This window comes from Moritella marina ATCC 15381 (genome assembly GCF_008931805.1).
In the GTDB taxonomy this organism is placed as follows: Bacteria; Pseudomonadota; Gammaproteobacteria; order Enterobacterales; family Moritellaceae; genus Moritella; species Moritella marina.
Genome location: NZ_CP044399.1, coordinates 658,862 through 677,164 on the forward strand (window position 1 = coordinate 658,862; position 18,303 = coordinate 677,164).

Sequence of the window (18,303 nt, forward strand, 5' to 3'; positions counted from 1 at the left end):
ATTTAACGTGCGCTATTTTGTTTTGTATGATGCTAATTAATTCATCGACTTAGGAAGCAACCATGTTAAAAAATACGTTGAAAATTGCACTCTTATCAACTCTAACTTCTGCTACGATTGCCCACGCATGTACTTCTATTGCATGGAATACTGATCAAGGGGTGCTGACTTCGCGTACCAACGACTGGGTTGAAGCAACTAACCCTGTTCTGGGTAATATTAACAAAGGGACGCTTCGCTCTATCCAAGGAGCAGGCCAAGGTGATGACTATCTTGTAAAATACGATATTGTTGCTGTATTAGCCTATGGCGAGTTGGTACATGACGGCGTTAATAGCCAAGGTTTGCAAATGAATGCGCTGTATTACACGCCAATGACGATTCCCGAAAAAAACAGCAATAACAGCATTACACAATTTACTTTTGGTGAGTATTTATTAGCTAATTATGCCACTGTGGAAGAAGCGATTAATGCCTTACCGCAATTAAAAGTTCAAAAATTAACACTGGCCGTAATGCCGATGGATATAAAGTTACATTGGTCTATCACCGATAAATCAGGCGATCGCGCCGTGATTGAGTTAGATAAAGAAGGTTTACATGTTTATCGCGGTGAAATAGCGATGGTCATGACCAACGATCCCTCATTTAAAACACACCTTAAAAACCGTCAAAAGTATGAACCATCATGGCAAAATGCCGATCGTAATACTGATTTTGGCTCAAAGGGTAATGCCAGTGCAGAAAGTCGTTTTATTCACGCTAGTTATTACAAAAGTAAATTAACTGAGCCAACCAGTGTGCAAAATGGATTGATGAAAATTGCGAGTGTACCATTTAGGGTACCCGTTGATGCGCCCTATAAAGATTTTGGTAATGGCATGACCGTTTACGCGACCGAATGGACCCTATCACAAAGCTTAGAAACGGGTGACAGTGTCATGGAATACAATTTTGAGAATAACTGGAATACAGTAAAGTTTAATGTTTATGACTTAATGGGAAAAGAGTTTCGACAACCATTAATGGTCAATGCAATCTCGCCTTTATTTTCTAATTAAAGTCATGTATAAAAAAGAGAGAAAAACAGGACACCCCAACATCTAAAAGGCAACCATCATTTCTTAACATTCAGGCAAAGGTTATGGGTGGGGGCGATAGTGTCTCAGCGTGTTACCTAACCTAGTTAAATTCGCGGTCCCTATTGAGCTAACAATAGGGACCGCGTGAGCAGTTGTTATATATCAAATCACTCCCATTTTCACATGAGAAAATGGGAGTGATTTGATATGAATACATTTCGACAGAGTAACAGCTCTAACGAGATTTGGGGCATAGTTAAGGCCTAAGGCTTAAACAGTATTTTTACACTGCTATCAACATCGGCTTCATCCATATAGCTGATGCCATTAGGATGCTGGCGTATTGTCGCTTTAACGGTATTGGCATCAGCCACTTCTACCGGTGGTGTCGCTTTTCCGGTAAACAGTTGCTTGGACCAATATGATTCAAGCTGCGCTAAACTCTTCTTCGTCACCTTTTTATGAAATTGTGCTTTTAACGGGTTTGTTGCGGACAATTCAATAAGGTATAAATCATCCTGGATAAATTTATTATTTTTGCCTAAGAAGATCCTTTTAGCATCTTTCTTCGTCAAACCATCAGGTAGGGCTGGGTTACCAACGATAACGATGTCTGCAAACGCAGGTAAGGTAAATAAAGCGCTAAGCAGTAAAATAAGTATGTTCTTTTTCATGATTAGCTCCTTAAAATGTCGCATCGACTTTGATGGTGAATACGGTTGTGCTGTCTTCTGTACTCTTTGGATCTAGACCACCATTCGTATCACCAAAATTGTTTGCATAAGTAACATCAAACTTCATTGCTAAACCTGGTTGGATATCCCAACGCGTACCGACGCTGTAAGCGTTACGTTGATAAGTTAATGATTGTGCAGCTTGGTTTAAAGACTCCCGTTCTTCATTATCAACAGTTTCTAAGCGCGCGACTGACACATAAGGCATTACTTGATTTAGGTGGTACCCTACAGTTACATAACCAGCATTGGAATCAGAGAAATAACCATCAACGCGAGTCTGGGTTGCTTCACCCATCACTAGCCAGTTTTCATTTTCATAACGCACGCCAAAACTGGCGTAAGAACCCGATTCAGATTCAATATTAGGTAATGCTGTAATTGGTTTTCCATTGTTTGCATCGATACCTACAATTGGAAACTCGACATCCTTCACTGTGGCAATGGTATAGCTAGCACGTACTGTCCAGTAATCATCATTCCAGGTGGACACTAAACCAACCATATCTTCAACGGTACCCACACCACCGGCTGAGCTTTCATCACTCATTGTTTCACTACCCGTGAAGGCTTGCAGGTTTATGTATGAATCTTCTAGTTCAATCTCATAACTGGCATCAACACCGGTAAATGACGAGATGGGCACGCGACCGTAAACTTCTTCTGGGCTGCGGGCCCAAGGTTGTGCGTAACCCAGATCTAAATAATCAGATAACATGAATAACGGTAGGCGTAATTTACCTGCACGTAATTTAATATCATTATCAAACGTATAGCCCAAGTAGGCAGCAGTTACTTTCGGCGTCCAGTCTAACGATCCCTTAGCAACTAACTGTATCGTCGCTTCTAAAGACTTAGATGGTTTGAATGTCGCTTGTACTCCAAACAGAGAATCTTCGTGGTAACTGCCGTCTGTCGTATAACCGGCATAACCAGCATCATTGTTGGCAATGCCAAACGCACCAGAAGCAAAACCACTCACATGGATAGTATCTTTGCTGATATTTGCGATTAAGCTACTTAGCGAATCTACTTGTTGTTGTAGTGCCGCCACCTCTTCGGATGTAGTATCTGCGTGTACGGCAGTACTTGCCAAAGCACTGAGCAACGCAGTAGCCATGAGGGTCTTGTTCATCATATCTTCTAACTTCCTGTCTTGGGTGTTGGTAAACCGGCGCATGTTACTGAGCCAATCTATAATCTAAATTGTTTGGTTAAGTTTTGAAATTGGTGACTTATCTGTTGGATCTTAGCTGTAATCGTTTCGAGATCATGGGCATTGTCCTGCACATGAGTTGAATTGGTTTCGATAGTATTAATACTTTGGCCAATCAATTGTGAGGCGCTGCGCTGTTGTTCTGCGGCTGCGGCTATACGTTCATTTATTTCATTGATAGCGCTGACTTTACTGGTGATCATGGCTAACGTTTCTACCGCTGTGTAAGATTCTTTAACACTTTTATGGGCTTGTTCAACACCGCTGCGCATCGCTGAAGATGCAGAATGGGAAATTTTGTTAAGGCCTTCTAAAAGCTGTTTAATATCAGTGGTCGATGATTGGGTTCTTGATGCAAGGTTGCGAACTTCATCGGCTACAACTGCAAATCCACGGCCTTGCTCACCAGCTCGGGCGGCTTCGATGGCGGCATTGAGTGCTAATAAATTAGTTTGGTCAGCAATATCGGCAATAATGTTAATCACACCGCCAACTTTTGCAGTAAAGGTGATTAGTTCATTGACGATATCGGCGCTACTCTCTACTTCACTTGCCAGTACTGTGATTGATTCAATGGTGTTTTCGATAATGGCATTACCGTCTATGGCGCTTTGATTTGCTGCCACGGTTTCTTGTGATGCCGAGATCGCACTGTCTGTGATTGAACTTATAGCGATGACCATTTCGTTAATCGTTAACGAGGTGGCTGTGACTTCTTGTGATTGTTGCTGTACTGAACTTAAGTTCTGCTGACTATTGCTGTTTAATTGTGTTGTTATTTCAGCTAATTCAGTAATATTGTTCGCAGTATCTTGCATTGATGTCTGTAAACGCGCGACAAATAAGTTGAACCAAGAGACGAGATCTGCGAGTTCATCTTTACCTTGGTGATCGATACGAATTGAAAGATCGCCATCTCCTTCGGCAAAACCTTGTAAGGAGTGACTTACTTTTTTGAGGTTTTTACTCATTTTCGAACTTGATCGCCAGGCATAAACGGCAGCTAACATTAATACCAATAGTCCGATCACATTAAACCAAAGAAAGCGCTGTTTAGCGATTTTTGCCTCGGCTAAAGTTGCGATGATAAGTTGTTCAAACTCACTTTCTAATTGTTTTTTAATATGTTTAAACTGGGAAACAAGCTGGATTAGGTTTGCTGCGTTCTGTTGCGCTAATAGCGCTAATTGAGCAACCTCTTTTTCACCGTCAATAAAATCTAATGCGACGCGAGCTGCTTTTTCGCTGTGCTTGAGTAATGCCTTATCTAATTCGATAGCATCGCTTTTATGTAATAAAGATAATGTGGCAAGTTGCTGTAAGTTCTTATCTATTTGCTCTGTAATAACAAGCGCAGAATCGATGTAGTCTTCTTCAGCAAGGATCACTGCTGTTTGTATATGTTGATCAAACTGCATAAGGAGGTTGTTATTGGTGATCGCAATTTCTAATGATGGATAATAATCGGTTTGTACTTTATGCAGATTTTGGCTAACAGTACGCTCTAGTTGCCCATGCATATAGAATGAGGTGCTGAATAACGCGAAAATAAATGTAGCGAAAATAATGAATTTAATTTTTAGAGGCATGTTGGTTCTCCTTAACCTAGGAGGGTAGTCTTACACAACAAGCTGTATCGTTATGTGTTATCGCTAACATTAAGTATTATAAAGTATGCAATAGTTTATGTTTTTAACATTAACTAATTGATAAATAGTTACTTAATTACTGTGTTCAAGTGAAATTATGACTTTTTATAAATATACATACATATCATTACATGGCGGAATTTAAAAAAGTGTAACGAAATGAAAATAAATATAAATGAAATAAAAAACTGATGGATTATTGTTCAGGTTAGAGTTTAGACTCTACTCTTAAGGTGGGCTATCTGTTGACCTTTAGGGTGTTAAGGCTAACTTTTAGGGAGGGGAGATGGATTCGGGTGTGTTTATGATACTAGGTTGATGCCTCAACAACGCAATTTCGACCGTCACGTTTTGCTTGATAAAGTGCTTTGTCAGTATGTGAGATAAACTCATCGACGTTAAAGGAGTCGTACTCGTGCCATTGCGCCAATCCAATACTGGCGGTTAGTCGAATAGTCTCTTGGCCATAAGGAATTTGTAGTGCTTGGATATTATGTCGAAGTCGTTCAGCAATCACATGAGCTTGAGCTTTATCCGTTTCAGGCATTAATATGGCGAATTCTTCACCGCCAATACGCGCGACGATATCAGATGATTTCACACTATTAGAGCAGATATCATAAAAATCCCGCAGCGCTTGATCGCCCCCCGCATGACCATAAGTGTCATTAATACGCTTAAAGTGATCTATATCGAGTAGTAATAATGACAGTTTTTGCTTATCTTGTTTGGCAAAATTAATCTCTTGCTTGAGGATCAAATTAAACTTACGTCTGTTTAATGCGCCTGTTAAGGTATCCCGTGATGCCAATTCTCGGTATCGATCTCGCTCTTTACGGCGGTCGAGTAATGATTGTTGCTGACGTTTGATAATATTTTTTGACATGTCAGCCTGTAATAGCTTTCTACGTAATGTTTCATAGGCACCATAGAGGGCGCCAATTTCATCTTTAGACGCAGATTCATTCATTTGTTGGTTATAACGGCCTAGTGTGACTTGCTTTAACGCATGGGTAATACGGCGAATCGGCGTGATTACACTGTGATATAGAATAGTCGAAAATAAGGTGTTTAAGACAACTATCGTGCTAATAATGATAATGACGAGGTAGAATCTAGATTCTAATCTTTCGAGTTTTAGTTGTGTTTTAGTATCGAGATCATTGATGATTTTATCGGTTACTATTTCGATATCGTCAATGCGATTAGTTAATGTAATGAACCAAAATTGACTGTTTTGCTCTTTTCCTGGCTTGAGCATTAGGTCTTCAATAGTCTTATTAATAAATGCTTTTTGTTTTGCTACATTACAGAGCTTACCACAAGTCTGTTGCTGCTCTGGGGTGGCAGAATAATTAAAAATAAAAATAGCATTGAGCTGCATCCCGAGTTGCATATATAGCTGCTTATAGCGCTCACTGTGTATTAATTCATGCGTAGATAGATCATCATCGATGAGTTGTGTACCGAGTTCTCGTTGCTGACCGAGGATCTCTTTTAATCCAACAATGGCGTTAATTGCTGTAATATTATTTGCAAATTCAGCATCCATTTTTATGTGCGATAAACGATTTACACGGGATAATAGTTTACCAATAATCAGGTTGTAGCCCGTGAGTATTTTTTCACTGCTAATGCTTGTGCTGTTTAAGCCATTTCGAAATATGATCAACTCGGTAATATCAATTTTGGTTGAGTTGATAAATTCGATTAACATAGGTTCTGTTAATAGCGCTTTGCGTGAATTGAGTAGGGTAGTAAACGCATATATCTCGTCATTACTTTTGTGTTGTTGGCTTGTAAGTGCTTTAGAAAAACGTTGGTAGTCTGAACTGATGTAACTGGATAATAATCCGCGTTCGACCTGCAAGTTGTGTGTGAGTGAGTTTACTTGCTGGACGATTTGGGTGAGATTGTCTAATAGCAGCATGTTTTTATATTGCTGATAATTGTCTTTAATTGCGATAAAGCTAAGTAATAACATACCGAGGATAGGTAATAAGGCCGTGATAAGTACACGAGTTGAGATATTGACTCGCTGGCTTAACCATTCCGATGAACGTTGGAATATGGCTTTAAACGAGACGCTATACTTTTCTTCACTGTAAAAGGCATGTACATAATCCATATCCGCTATAAGGATATGCTCAATAACCCAATCATATAAAAATTGGCTAACTTCGCCAGCGGCCTCTGCATTATTTGAATTAAGCAGCTTATTTTTTAATTCCGGTAATTGGACTAAAAAGCCTTGGTGGCCTTTTTGGTGTTCAATAAAATCTTCGAACCCCATTGTTTTCATTAACGCTTCTTCATGCTTAAAATGTGAAGCTGTACAAGCGGCTAGTTCTGAAAAATGTTTTTCAATGGTTTCTGCATTCGCATTAATATCAATAGCATCGATGATAGCGGCTATAATTATGAGGATCTTTTTATGGTCGGCATCAATTTCATCGATACCAACACACATGTCTTCATTCCATTCGAGACTAATCATCAGAGCCATTACTTACCATTGACTAAAGAGGCTGAAGTATAAAATTTCATTTATTTATGTCAACATATTTAGCCATTGACTAGCCATAAAGTAGTGGTTTTTTGATGTCTAGGCTTATTTCCTTTTATTTCTTATGTTTACGCTTGTTGAACACTCATATTTTAGGTAATTATATTTATGTGCTTGCGGCTGCGTTATTATCTTTGCGTAGATGGGTTAATCGGTTCTGGGTAATACCAAAAACGGAGTTGTGTGCGTATTCACCTTTGCTATTCATTGAACCAGCGGTGATGTTGGTGAGTAAGTTAATCGCTTCGGTGACATGATCAATCGCCCAAATATAGAACAGACCTTGTTCAACAGCGGCAATGACATCGCTCCTTAACATCAAGTTGTGGACATTGGCACGTGGGATAATCACGCCTTGTGTTGATAGTGTCGTGATTGAAGAGCAGACATCAAAAAAACCTTCTATTTTTTCGTTTACACCACCGATAGGTTGAGCATGGCCGAATTGATCCATGGATCCTGTGATCGCAATATCCTGGCGTAATGGCTGTTGTGAAAATGCGGAAATAATGGCACAACACTCGGCTAGTGAGGCGCTATCACCATCGACGTGGCCATAAGATTGTTCGAACGTTAAACGTGTCGTTAGTGGAATGATGGCGGTTTGGCCAAACACTGATGCTAAATAAGCGGATAAGATCATCACCCCTTTAGAGTGTATATTACCACCGAGTTTTACCTGTCGTTCAATATCGAATATTTCCCCTTCACCAAAGGATGCGGTGGCAGTGATGCGACCAGGAATACCAAATTGGCTATCTGATGTAGCAATAACAGACAGCGCATTAACTTGCCCAATCACCAAGCCTTTAATATCGATGAGGGTTGAGCCGTTCATGAAGCTATGTAATAGATAATCTTGTAATCGACCTGCTCGTTGCTGCTTGTTGGCCAGCGCTTGCTCAACATGATGATGGCGAATAAGGGTGGCATTGGCGAGGCGAGCGCAGTAGTTAGTTTCGCGTAATAAATTGGCAATATCGACAGAGTGCAAGGAAAGCATGTCTTGATCTTCTGCCTGGCGTGAACTGTATTCGATGATCCTGCTCATGGCTTTACGGTCGCAATGCAGCATATTATTGTCGTGGACTATGCTCGAAATAAACTTAGCGTAGTTAGCTTCTGCTATATCGGTTCTAGGCATGACATCTTCAAAATCGGCGGTGACACGAAATAACTCTCTAAATTCAGGGTCGTATTCTTGTAACAGTTGATAAGTTTGATAATCACCGAATAGGATGATCTTAACGGATAATGGTATTGGTTCGGGATCTAATGAGATTGTACCCGATAAGCTGACCTCTCGTTCTAGTGAACTGAGGCTTAGTTTATTGGCGCGTAAGGCGCGTTTCAAACCATCCCATACATAAGGACGCTCAAGTACTTTGATTGCATCAATCATTAATACCCCGCCATTCGCGCGATGTAAACTACCCGCTCGGATCAAAGAGGCATCAGTGAACACGGTCCCCTTAAAGGTGGCGTTTTCGATATAGCCAAAAATAGTATGGTAGTTAGGGCTTTCTTCCACCACGATGGGGAAGGTGTTGGTTTCTTGGCAAATGAGTACGTTAATTTGATAGCGGCGCGGCATTTTTTTATCGAGGGCGGCATAAGCCAACGTGATGTCATCCTCGCTGTCTTCCACAAAGATATCCAGGTTATCTAATATGTCTTTATTCATGGCAATTAAATGGGCTTTGACGTCGGGTAAGTGGCTGTATTTTTCTTTTAATGGGGTGGTGCAGTGCACTAATACGTCCTGCGCTATTTGTTCATCGAGCTTTTGGATCTTATCGGTGAACTCTTCTTCCCAAATCGTTAATTGGCGAATAATGTCACGTAGCTTGATTTCCAACTCAGTGATCTTTGTTTCAAAACGTTTCTTTTGGCTGTCGCTTAACGCCTCAAAATCACTCTCGGAATAGGCTTCATTTTTGTCGTTCATGGCAACGAGCTGATAATTGCCTTGCGCTGTGAGTGTTAAGCTAATGCTATGTTGTTCCGCTGATTTTGTTAGATCTTGTAATATCGCTTCTTGTTTGCTTTCTAATTGATTTTTGAGCTTTTCGGCGCGAGCAAAATAGATCTCGTTATCAAACGTCATCGATAAGGCTTTAACTAAACGTAAGGTCAGACTTTCCACTTCTTTTTTAAATTGATGCGCGCTACCTGGGGGGAGCTTTAATACTTTGGGAAGACGTGCATCATTAAAATTAACCGTGTAGCACCAATCAAAAACGGGCTGATTGTTGCTACTTGGATCATGGCGATTAAGGTAGCGTAATATCATGGTGCGTTTACCGAGACCATTATGGCCTAAGGCATAGATATTATAGCCTTTTTCTTTTATCGACATGGCAAATTCGACCGCTTGTTGTGCACGATCTTGACCGATAATTTGATCGAGTGGTTGCAGGTGTTTGGTTGACTTACAGTCTGCAGTAAGCTTGGTGAGTGTTGAAGCTCGGTATAATTGGCTACAACTTAGAGGCTTTATCGACATACAGTTCCCTCTTATAAAACAGCTATTACCCCTAGTGTAGACATAGATCGCTTGTGTGAGCATACTGTTTTATAATTCATGACTGACTTATAAGTTACAACGAGAGAGAACGTAGCAATGATAGTGAACGCTGATACCCTTATTATATTGGATTTCGAAACTACGGGGTTATCTCCTGATATGGGGGATCGCGCGATTGAAATCGGAGCGGTAAAAATTGAAAATGGTAAGATCACCGGGCGATTTCAAGAACTGATGCATCCTGGTCGTCGTGTCAGTGGTTTTATTGCTGATTACACGGGTATTACCAATACCATGCTCGAAAAAGCTGCGCCTTGTGAAGAGGTGATGCATCGTTTTGCTGATTTTATTCAGGGTTATAATTTAGTTGCTCATAATGCGTCATTTGATAAGCGCTTTTTAGATGCTGAATTGACCCGTATTGGCCGTGGTTATGATGGTGAATTTAGTTGTTCGCTACTCGTGGCTAGACGTATTTTTCAAGATGCACCGAGTCATAAATTAGGTGAGTTAATAAATTATACTAATATCCCATCAGACGGTGGTTTTCACCGCGCGTTATTTGACTCTGAAATGACCACGAAACTATGGTTAGTGATGTTAGAGGAGATGAAATCACGTTATAACTTGGCCTATATACCTTTTCCTTTAATACTGAAGTTAGCTAAAACGCCGAAAAAATCAGTAGATACTTTTTTACGTCGTTATCAGCAGGGTTGATACGAATATAGTATTTAACGGTTTCTTATCTCATTGATTTTGTAGGTATGTAATATTCACGTAATGCAGAGTTTTCACATACTCAGTATACGTATGTACTAAATATAACTAAGTTACGTTGGTTAATCGTACAGGCCAAAATGGCAGACAATAATTTACACTGCTTTAAATAACTATTTTTGCAGATGAAAATATCGCCTATTATCATGTGGTAGTGTTATATAAGCCATTGATAGGTTGGGTTGTGTTAGTGTGGTGCATTACGCCAATATACCTATTCTGTTATATGTAGGTGTATTTTGGCGGCGTAATTGGTTGCATTATACGCTTGTAAATTACGCCTATTTAGCTATTATTTTTGGCTTTTAATCGTACGATGAAAATAACGATGGAGTTATAATGAGCAAGCAAGCTGTTGCAAGTACACCTGATAAACCCTCTGGGGCAATGGATAAATTTTTAAATTTAATTGAGCGAGCAGGTAATAAAATTCCTGATCCTGCAATTCTATTCTTCTGGGGATTAGTCATTGTTTGGCTATTATCCGCATTATTTTCACAGTTTGATTTTGGTATGATCCATCCGATCACTGGCCAAGCTATTGAGGTTAATAACCTACTTACTGGACAATCTCTGTCGTCTTTCCTTGCTAATATGGTCACTACATTTACCAGTTTTGCGCCGTTAGGTATTGTCTTGGTGTCCATGCTTGGTCTTGGTGTGGCTGAAGCATCTGGGTTTATTAATACTGGTTTGAAGAAAATGCTTAACTTCACTCCAGCAAAGCTATTAACACCTATGTTGATCTTGGTGGCTATTATTTCACATACTGCAGCTGATGCCGGTTATGTGTTAGTGATCCCGATGGGCGGTGTGATCTTCCATGCGGCAGGTCGTCATCCGTTAGCGGGTATTGCGGCTGCATTTGCGGGTGTATCAGGTGGTTTCTCGGCTAACTTTATTCCCTCGGGCATTGATCCGCTGCTGGCAGGCTTCACGCAATCGGCTGCGCAAGTACTAGATCCTGCTTATATCGTTAATCCACTGGCAAACATTTTCTTTACTGGCTTATCTTCAATCCTTGTTGTGTGTGTTGGTTGGTATGTAACAGAAAAAATCATTGAGCCGCGCCTTGCTGCAACACCTGTTGATGTCGATGCTGAAGAAGCGCCTAATTTAGCCGTGTTATCAACGGTTGAATCAAGGGCATTTAGCTATGCGGGTTGGACTATGGTTGCGGGTATCGTGGCATTAATTACTGCCTTGTATCCTGAAACATCACCATTACGCTCACCTGAAGGTGAATTAACGGCATTCTCAGCGCCGATCATGCAATCAATTGTGCCACTTATTTTTGTACTGTTTATTATCCCTGGTATTGTTTACGGTCGTGTCTCTGGTTCGTTCAAATCGGGTGATGATGTGATTAAGGCGATGGCTGCGACGATGGGCACGATGGGCGGCTACATTGTAATGGCATTTTTCTGTGCACAATTCTTAGCGGCATTCAGTCAGTCTAATTTAGGTACTTTATTGGCGCTTTCTGGCGCTGATTTGCTTAAATCAATGGATATGCCTGGACAGGTGACAATTGTTGGTATGATCTTACTGACTGCGTTTGTTAATTTATTAGTGGGCAGTGCATCAGCTAAATGGGCATTGATTGGTCCAGTGCTAGTACCTATGCTAATGGCTGTTGGTATTTCACCTGAATTAACGCAAGCGGCTTATCGTGTTGGTGATTCAGTGTCTAACATTATCTCGCCACTTATGGTGTTCTTCCCATTAGTGGTTGTTTACACGCAACGCTATATGAAGAGTTCTGGTATTGGTACATTGGCTGCATTGATGATGCCTTACTCGATTGCGATGTTAATCGGTTGGACTATTTTCTTACTGGGTTATTGGGCACTAGGTATCCCACTGGGTATTCAAGCTCCTTATACTTATAGTATGGGTTAATTACCACTAAGTGTATGAAATTATAATTTTTACAAAGCCAATTTAAGGGGTCTTAAATTGGCTTTTTGCTGTCTGTAATGGTGATTTATATGGATTTTTGGTTAACTTTTATTCTTTTATTCCATTTTGGGTAGTTTTTGCTCACCAACTATTACATCAGGACCATAACTTTGTATAATCCAGTTTTTATTTATAGTTGTATATGGATTATATAAAGGACTGATTATATGGCATATGATTTTGGTGCTAATACCCTCGGAATTAAAAACCCCTTTAAGACCGAAGGTTTAGTTAAATCAATAGCAGGTGCAGCTATCTGCATCTTAGGTATTATTTCATTATTAAGTGTGTCTGCGAGTCTCAAAGTCGACATGGTATCTGCTTGGGTAGATGCGGTACTTGGTTTGATGCTTTTGACTTGGGGTTTACGCCATATGGGCGTTGGTTTATTCCAATTGTTTAAATATTTTGTGGGTCGTTCTGTACCAACATCATTGGCATTTAATCGTAATAAAAGTGAAAAAGAGAATGCTAAAGCTGAGCAATCTGCGACGGCTTATAACGCGAATGACCTTGAATCTATGCTGATGGGGCGCAAGAACACTACGTTTGTTGAGCCGATTGGCTGGTTAGCGCGTCTTGTACACTCGGTGTTTCCAAAACTTATTTTTATGCCTTATCAAATCCGTAATTTAGTGCAAGAGCTTGCGGGTTTAGTTACCTCTTCTCTTATGGCTATTGTGGTATTTACGGTGGCTTATTTTGTATCTAACTCGGGACTTGTTGGGCAAGCTGGCGCAATCATCACACCAGTATTATCGCTATTGTTACTTGTTTATATGACCTTTGTTTGGCGTTCTACGGCTAAATCATTAACTGATGCTCGTAATACCACATTGCATAAGCATAATGCATCGAGCATTGCTTTTTTAGTGGTTGTTGCTTTTGTCGTACCTGTAGGTCTGGGTTATCTTTACACGCTGATTCCTGATCGTGTAATTGAAAAAACCAGCATTGCATTTAAAGATATCACTCTTTTTGATGCATGGTTTAATTTAGGGTTATTATTTGCCGTGAGCCTTGTGATCATTGCTGTGTCTTGGGTGATGGTGCGTGAGCGTTTTAATATGGGCTCGCCAACGACTGATGTTTCGGAATACCGCGATAATATGCAAGAATCTATTCACCCGAATGAGATTTTTATTAATATTGAAAATACCGTATTGGCAAATCGTCGTTATAAAGAGATGCCAAACCGTATTTACCAAGAGTTTGATCCGGCACTGCAAGAGCAAAGCCAAGGTAAAGGCAGCTTTAAAGGGCAATTGCTGATCGAAACTCAGCCGGAAGTGCATGAAATGAATTACTCTAAATCATTTAAAGCTTGCCGTATGTTAGCCACTATTTTTTCACAAGGTTTCATTGTTGCGTCGGCATTTTTATTTACGCTTGTTGTTGGTAAGGGTCTTGAGTTTTATCATCTATTTCTCGAAACGGCAAACCTTCGTCACGTGAATGATAACCAAGTGTTTGCTATTATTGGTGATTACAATCATCTATTAATGGCTTTCCTGACGTTATTTTTTAGTTGGTTGGCGGTTGCTGCTGCGGGTCGAATTTTGGCCAATGGTACGCATTTATTCTGGTCAGAAATGCAATTCAAAAGTTTATTGATGTGGATGAAAACCGAAGGGACCTTTACTGAAAGTAAGATCTCAACGGGTATGTCTATTCATGACTCAACACGTTCAGAAAACGTTGTTGTGCGTAGTTCAATTACGCCATGGATCATTACGTCACGTATTTTATCATCGACATTTGCGACCACGGGTGTGAAAAATTTAGAAATGCCTCGTTTCATTTTAGAGATGGAAAAAAATACCGACGAAATGGATAGTATTGTTGCTGAGATTAAAGAATTCTTACGTGGTCGTGAAGCAATTGCTTCGATTACTAACGAGAAAGATTTGAGCAATGCCGAAACTATTTATCAGGTTAACCAAGTGTCGCGAGCACACATGGATAACCTAGCTGGTAGCCCAAGCCAAGTGAGCTTAGAAGAACAAGCCGCTGCTAAGTTAATTCAAGAGCAAAGCGATGCGGAAGAAAACGCAGAACGTTTAGCGTAAGCGTTATATAACGGCACTTGCTATCAGGTGCCGTTATTCTAGTCATTAAATTATTCATAAACCTCGACTTATATCTATCCTTAATAAACACACTATTTGAGCATGTCTGTATTTTTTATCTGGGACGTTATATTATGCTCAGTCATTTTGTATCAATAACTTTGTATTTATTGCTGTTTAAGTAAAGACCTGTTGTGAAAGGATTCTCATGTCTCGCTCTGTTTTTGTTGTTTTGTTTGTATTGCTATCTGGTTGTGCTGCGGCTGTCGTGGCTAACTATGATGTCATGTATGGTACTGAAGAAGTACAGGAGCGAACGGTATCCCCGAAAACCCCTCAGGCTGCAACTTATCTTAACGAAGTACAACCTTTGCTTAATCAACGCTGTGTGGTCTGCCATGGTTGTTACGATGCACCTTGCCAATTAAAGCTAACGTCACCCGAAGGCATTGAGCGTGGCCTAAGTAAATCATTGATACACAGTGGTTCGCGTTTATTAGCAATCCCGCCGACACGATTATATGAAGATGCGACCTCGACTCAGGCATGGCGTGAGCAAGGTTTTTCTGCGGTATTGAATGAGCGTAAGCAAGTCGAAGAAGCGAATTTGATGGCGAGTGTGCTGTATCGTTCATTAGCATTAAAACAGCACGATACATCACGTAATGAATTAAGTGGTGAATCGGTTTCAGCTAAAGTATTACCTGAAAGTTATGATTTTTCCCTTAACCGAGAGCAGCAATGTAGCGCCATCGGTGAGTTTGATGATTATGCATTACAACATCCTGAAGGAGGGATGCCGTATGGTCTGCCAGCTCTTAGCAATCGTGAATTCAAACTATTAACGTCTTGGTTGTCAGGCGGGGCTAAAATGGCACCTTTGCCTGCGCTTTCTGCTGAGCACCTTGCGAAAGTGACACACTGGGAACAATGGCTGAATAAAAGCACATTGAAAAGTCAGTTGGTGAGTCGTTATATTTATGAGCATTTGTTTCTATCACACCTTTATTTTAGTGAGTTAGACACGACTTATTTTAAATTAGTACGCTCGAAAACCCCACCGGGTATGCCAATCGAGATTATTGCCACACGACGCCCTTATGACGATCCAAAAACAGCGCGTGTTTATTATCGCTTGCAGCGTGAACGTGAAACTATTTTAGCTAAAACACATTTACCTTATGCGCTAAACCCTGCACGTATGGCGACATTTAAAGAGATTTTTGAACAACCACAATATGAAGTCGACAGCTTACCAAGCTACAAACCGCAAGTTGCCTCGAATCCATTTATCACCTTTGAAGCAATACCAGCGCAATCGCGTTACCAGTTTATGTTACAAGAAGCGCAAAATACCATTATGGGCTTTATTAAAGGGCCTGTTTGCCGTGGGCAAATTGCAGTGAATGTGATTGATGATCATTTTTGGGTGTTCTTTGTTACGCGTAAAGCACAAGCGGGACTCAATAGTGATAATTTTCTTTCTGAACAGAAAGCGCATTTACGGTTACCCGCAGAATCAGAAAGTAACGCGGGTGTTGTTGTCACTTGGTATCAATATTCACAAGCGCAAAAAGAATATTTACAAGCCAAGAAGCGCAAAGTTAATCAGTTGTTTAATCAAGAGTCATTATTGGATTTACATTTAGTTTGGAATGGTGACAACCTCACGTCTACGAGTCAAAACCCGCAAGGAAATGACAATGCGGCATTGACTATCTTTCGTCATTTTGACAGTGCGACTGTGGTAAAGGGGCTTGTGGGTCAAGCGCCTAAAACAGCTTGGTTAATCGATTATCCTTTGCTAGAGCGTATCCACTATTTATTGGTCGCTGGATTTGATGTGTATGGTAATGTTGGCCATCAATTAAATACGCGTTTGTATATGGACTTTCTACGTATGGAAGCTGAATTTAACTTTTTAAATCTACTACCGAAAGAAATTCGTCAGCAAGAACATGATTATTGGTATCGTGATGAAGGGATTAATTTAAAACAGTATTTAGAAGAGAGTGATCACTTTGTTGGCAAAGACAGCAATATTTATTACCAGACTCAAGATCATAAACTAGAGCTATTCGGGCTGTTGAAACAGCATCTTGCGAAGGTACTACCAACACAATATGCACTCGCGCAGGAGGGGACACCCGCGAAAGAAGTGGCATTAATGCAGGTACTGATGGCGCTGGTGGGTAAACCTGTTAATCAGCTGCCGGAAACGGCGATACTATTGGTGAGTGATGGTGATAAGAAACGTGTTTATAGTTTAGTTAAAAACGTGGCGCACAGTAATATGTCCAGTTTATTGGATGAAGAATCGAACCTCTTACCGGCAGAGGATACGCTAACGGTGGTGAGTGGTATTATTGGTGATTATCCAAGCGTGTATTTAACGGTTGATGCTGCACAACTACCGACATTTGTTGCCCGGTTAGCAGCGATGCAAACCGCCACAGATTATAGTGCTTGGCTAGACGATTATGGTGTGAGACGCTCAGATCCTCGATTTTGGCCGCACAGTGATACCATTCAAACTCTTAATCAACAGCTACAGCCTATTAACGCAGGTTTACTGGATTATAATCGCTTACAAAATAGGTAACTTACACTGTTATAACCAATTGATTTTTTGATGCTTAAAACGTACAGTAACGGGATATTAAAAAGCCAGAAGATGGCGTAATTATATTAAAATAGGCGGGCAAGATAGGTGGCCATTTATGTCAATGATTAAACCATGGAAGTTAATAAGTCTGTTATTTATTTTACAGCTGTTAGCTGGTTGTGAATCAAAATTAGAACAAACACAAAAGACAATTACGCAGCAAGTGCTCACTACAGAGCAATCAATTGATCGACTTGGCAGTGCAATTGAAACGGGCTCGATCCGTAATGCAAGGTTGTTATCTGAATATGCGCAAGTTCTAAAACAACAAAAGCCAGAACTCACGCGTATTGCTAATTTGATTGCAGAGGATGCAACGCGTAAGGGGCCTTTATATGAAAACCTGGCGATGCGACTAAATGATGTGCGAGCTGAAACGGTCACACTCGATAATGCGGGTTTATTACTGGATGAATTGACGCGTATTAACGAGGCATCTAAACAAAGCTTATTTAATGATGCGTTAACAGATCCAATTAATGTGCTTGCAGATATGTCTGACGGTCAACTTGCGCGTGTTGGCGCAATTAGCCAATACGCTGAACAAAGCAGTGGTGACGGTACTGATTATGGCGCTGGTAGCCAGATGGTCGGTAACCCTAATTACGGTAATTGGCAAAGTGGCAGTAACGGCACAAGTTTCTGGCAGTGGTATGGTATGTATCGCATGTTGGGGGATTTAACGGGCCGTGTCGGTTATTCTAATTGGAGCCAAAATCGCCGTTATAGCTATTACAATGACTATGGTCGTTCACGTTATACCAGCCCTAAACAAAGCGTCAAGCAAGCGGCAGTTGAAACTAAAACACGCAAATCATTTCAACGTAAAGGGCAATCGTTTAGTTCACCTTATGCGAAGACACGCTCGGGTTCTGCTGGGTTGAGTCGTTCAAGTTATACGCCGACTAAAACGACGAGTAGTTATTCTAAACCGAAGAAATCGTTTACCAGTACGAATAAAGCGAGCAGTAAGACCGGATCATTTAGAAATAGTGGTAGCCGTACATCGCGTGGTGTCAGCCGCGGTAAATAGCCGCTTTGCACAAATAAAAG

11 protein-coding genes are annotated in these 18,303 nt (G+C 40.6%); 6 read left to right on the forward strand and 5 right to left on the reverse strand.

Annotated features, from left to right (window positions below):
* Positions 1 to 62 precede the first annotated feature (62 nt).
* Positions 63 to 1,061, forward strand: a complete 999-nt coding sequence (locus FR932_RS02925) for a linear amide C-N hydrolase (protein ID WP_019443056.1) — start codon at positions 63 to 65, stop codon at positions 1,059 to 1,061.
* Positions 1,062 to 1,345: 284 nt separating this feature from the next.
* On the opposite strand, the gene FR932_RS02930 is transcribed toward FR932_RS02925, so the two are convergent.
* The 5 genes from FR932_RS02930 to FR932_RS02950 all read right to left on the reverse strand — a co-directional run bounded on the left by FR932_RS02930 (position 1,346) and on the right by FR932_RS02950 (position 9,753).
* The gene (locus tag FR932_RS02930; protein WP_019443057.1) at positions 1,346 to 1,756 is read right to left on the reverse strand and encodes a hypothetical protein; all 411 of its coding nucleotides are present in this window, start codon (positions 1,754 to 1,756) and stop codon (positions 1,346 to 1,348) included.
* Between the two features lie 10 nt (positions 1,757 to 1,766).
* Positions 1,767 to 2,954 carry a hypothetical protein gene (locus FR932_RS02935; RefSeq protein WP_019443058.1) on the reverse strand — a complete coding sequence of 396 codons (1,188 nt, stop codon included), beginning with the start codon at positions 2,952 to 2,954 and terminating at the stop codon, positions 1,767 to 1,769.
* Between the two features lie 56 nt (positions 2,955 to 3,010).
* Positions 3,011 to 4,621, reverse strand: a complete 1,611-nt coding sequence (locus FR932_RS02940) for a methyl-accepting chemotaxis protein (protein ID WP_019443059.1) — start codon at positions 4,619 to 4,621, stop codon at positions 3,011 to 3,013.
* Between the two features lie 370 nt (positions 4,622 to 4,991).
* On the reverse strand, positions 4,992 to 7,187 hold the full coding sequence (locus FR932_RS02945; RefSeq protein ID WP_019443060.1) for a bacteriohemerythrin: 2,196 nt from the start codon (positions 7,185 to 7,187) through the stop codon (positions 4,992 to 4,994).
* A 166-nt stretch (positions 7,188 to 7,353) separates the two neighbouring features.
* A complete protein-coding gene (locus tag FR932_RS02950; protein WP_019443061.1) occupies positions 7,354 to 9,753 on the reverse strand; it encodes an ATP-binding protein in 2,400 nt (799 codons plus the stop codon).
* A gap of 117 nt (positions 9,754 to 9,870) precedes the next feature.
* Here FR932_RS02950 and FR932_RS02955 point away from each other — a divergent pair, with 117 nt between their 5' ends.
* From FR932_RS02955 to FR932_RS02975, 5 genes are all read left to right on the forward strand, one after another.
* On the forward strand, positions 9,871 to 10,494 hold the full coding sequence (locus FR932_RS02955) for a 3'-5' exonuclease (RefSeq protein ID WP_019628953.1): 624 nt from the start codon (positions 9,871 to 9,873) through the stop codon (positions 10,492 to 10,494).
* A gap of 399 nt (positions 10,495 to 10,893) precedes the next feature.
* On the forward strand, positions 10,894 to 12,456 hold the full coding sequence (locus FR932_RS02960; protein ID WP_019443063.1) for an AbgT family transporter: 1,563 nt from the start codon (positions 10,894 to 10,896) through the stop codon (positions 12,454 to 12,456).
* 227 nt (positions 12,457 to 12,683) lie between these two features.
* Complete coding sequence (locus tag FR932_RS02965; protein WP_019443064.1) at positions 12,684 to 14,585, forward strand: hypothetical protein; 1,902 nt, start codon at positions 12,684 to 12,686, stop codon at positions 14,583 to 14,585.
* Positions 14,586 to 14,793: 208 nt separating this feature from the next.
* Positions 14,794 to 17,187, forward strand: coding sequence for a fatty acid cis/trans isomerase (locus FR932_RS02970; RefSeq protein WP_019443065.1), 2,394 nt, complete (start codon positions 14,794 to 14,796; stop codon positions 17,185 to 17,187).
* 118 nt (positions 17,188 to 17,305) lie between these two features.
* Complete coding sequence (locus FR932_RS02975) at positions 17,306 to 18,283, forward strand: hypothetical protein (protein ID WP_019443066.1); 978 nt, start codon at positions 17,306 to 17,308, stop codon at positions 18,281 to 18,283.
* Positions 18,284 to 18,303 lie beyond the last annotated feature (20 nt).

Excerpts from the sequence above, each read along its gene's own strand:
- FR932_RS02925 (WP_019443056.1), top strand. The coding sequence starts at position 63 with ATGTTAAAAAATACGTTGAAAATTGCACTCTTATCAACTCTAACTTCT.
- FR932_RS02930 (WP_019443057.1), bottom strand. The coding sequence starts at position 1,756 with ATGAAAAAGAACATACTTATTTTACTGCTTAGCGCTTTATTTACCTTA.
- FR932_RS02935 (WP_019443058.1), bottom strand. The coding sequence starts at position 2,954 with ATGATGAACAAGACCCTCATGGCTACTGCGTTGCTCAGTGCTTTGGCA.
- FR932_RS02940 (WP_019443059.1), bottom strand. The coding sequence starts at position 4,621 with ATGCCTCTAAAAATTAAATTCATTATTTTCGCTACATTTATTTTCGCG.
- FR932_RS02945 (WP_019443060.1), bottom strand. The coding sequence starts at position 7,187 with ATGGCTCTGATGATTAGTCTCGAATGGAATGAAGACATGTGTGTTGGT.
- FR932_RS02950 (WP_019443061.1), bottom strand. The coding sequence starts at position 9,753 with ATGTCGATAAAGCCTCTAAGTTGTAGCCAATTATACCGAGCTTCAACA.
- FR932_RS02955 (WP_019628953.1), top strand. The coding sequence starts at position 9,871 with ATGATAGTGAACGCTGATACCCTTATTATATTGGATTTCGAAACTACG.
- FR932_RS02960 (WP_019443063.1), top strand. The coding sequence starts at position 10,894 with ATGAGCAAGCAAGCTGTTGCAAGTACACCTGATAAACCCTCTGGGGCA.
- FR932_RS02965 (WP_019443064.1), top strand. The coding sequence starts at position 12,684 with ATGGCATATGATTTTGGTGCTAATACCCTCGGAATTAAAAACCCCTTT.
- FR932_RS02970 (WP_019443065.1), top strand. The coding sequence starts at position 14,794 with ATGTCTCGCTCTGTTTTTGTTGTTTTGTTTGTATTGCTATCTGGTTGT.
- FR932_RS02975 (WP_019443066.1), top strand. The coding sequence starts at position 17,306 with ATGTCAATGATTAAACCATGGAAGTTAATAAGTCTGTTATTTATTTTA.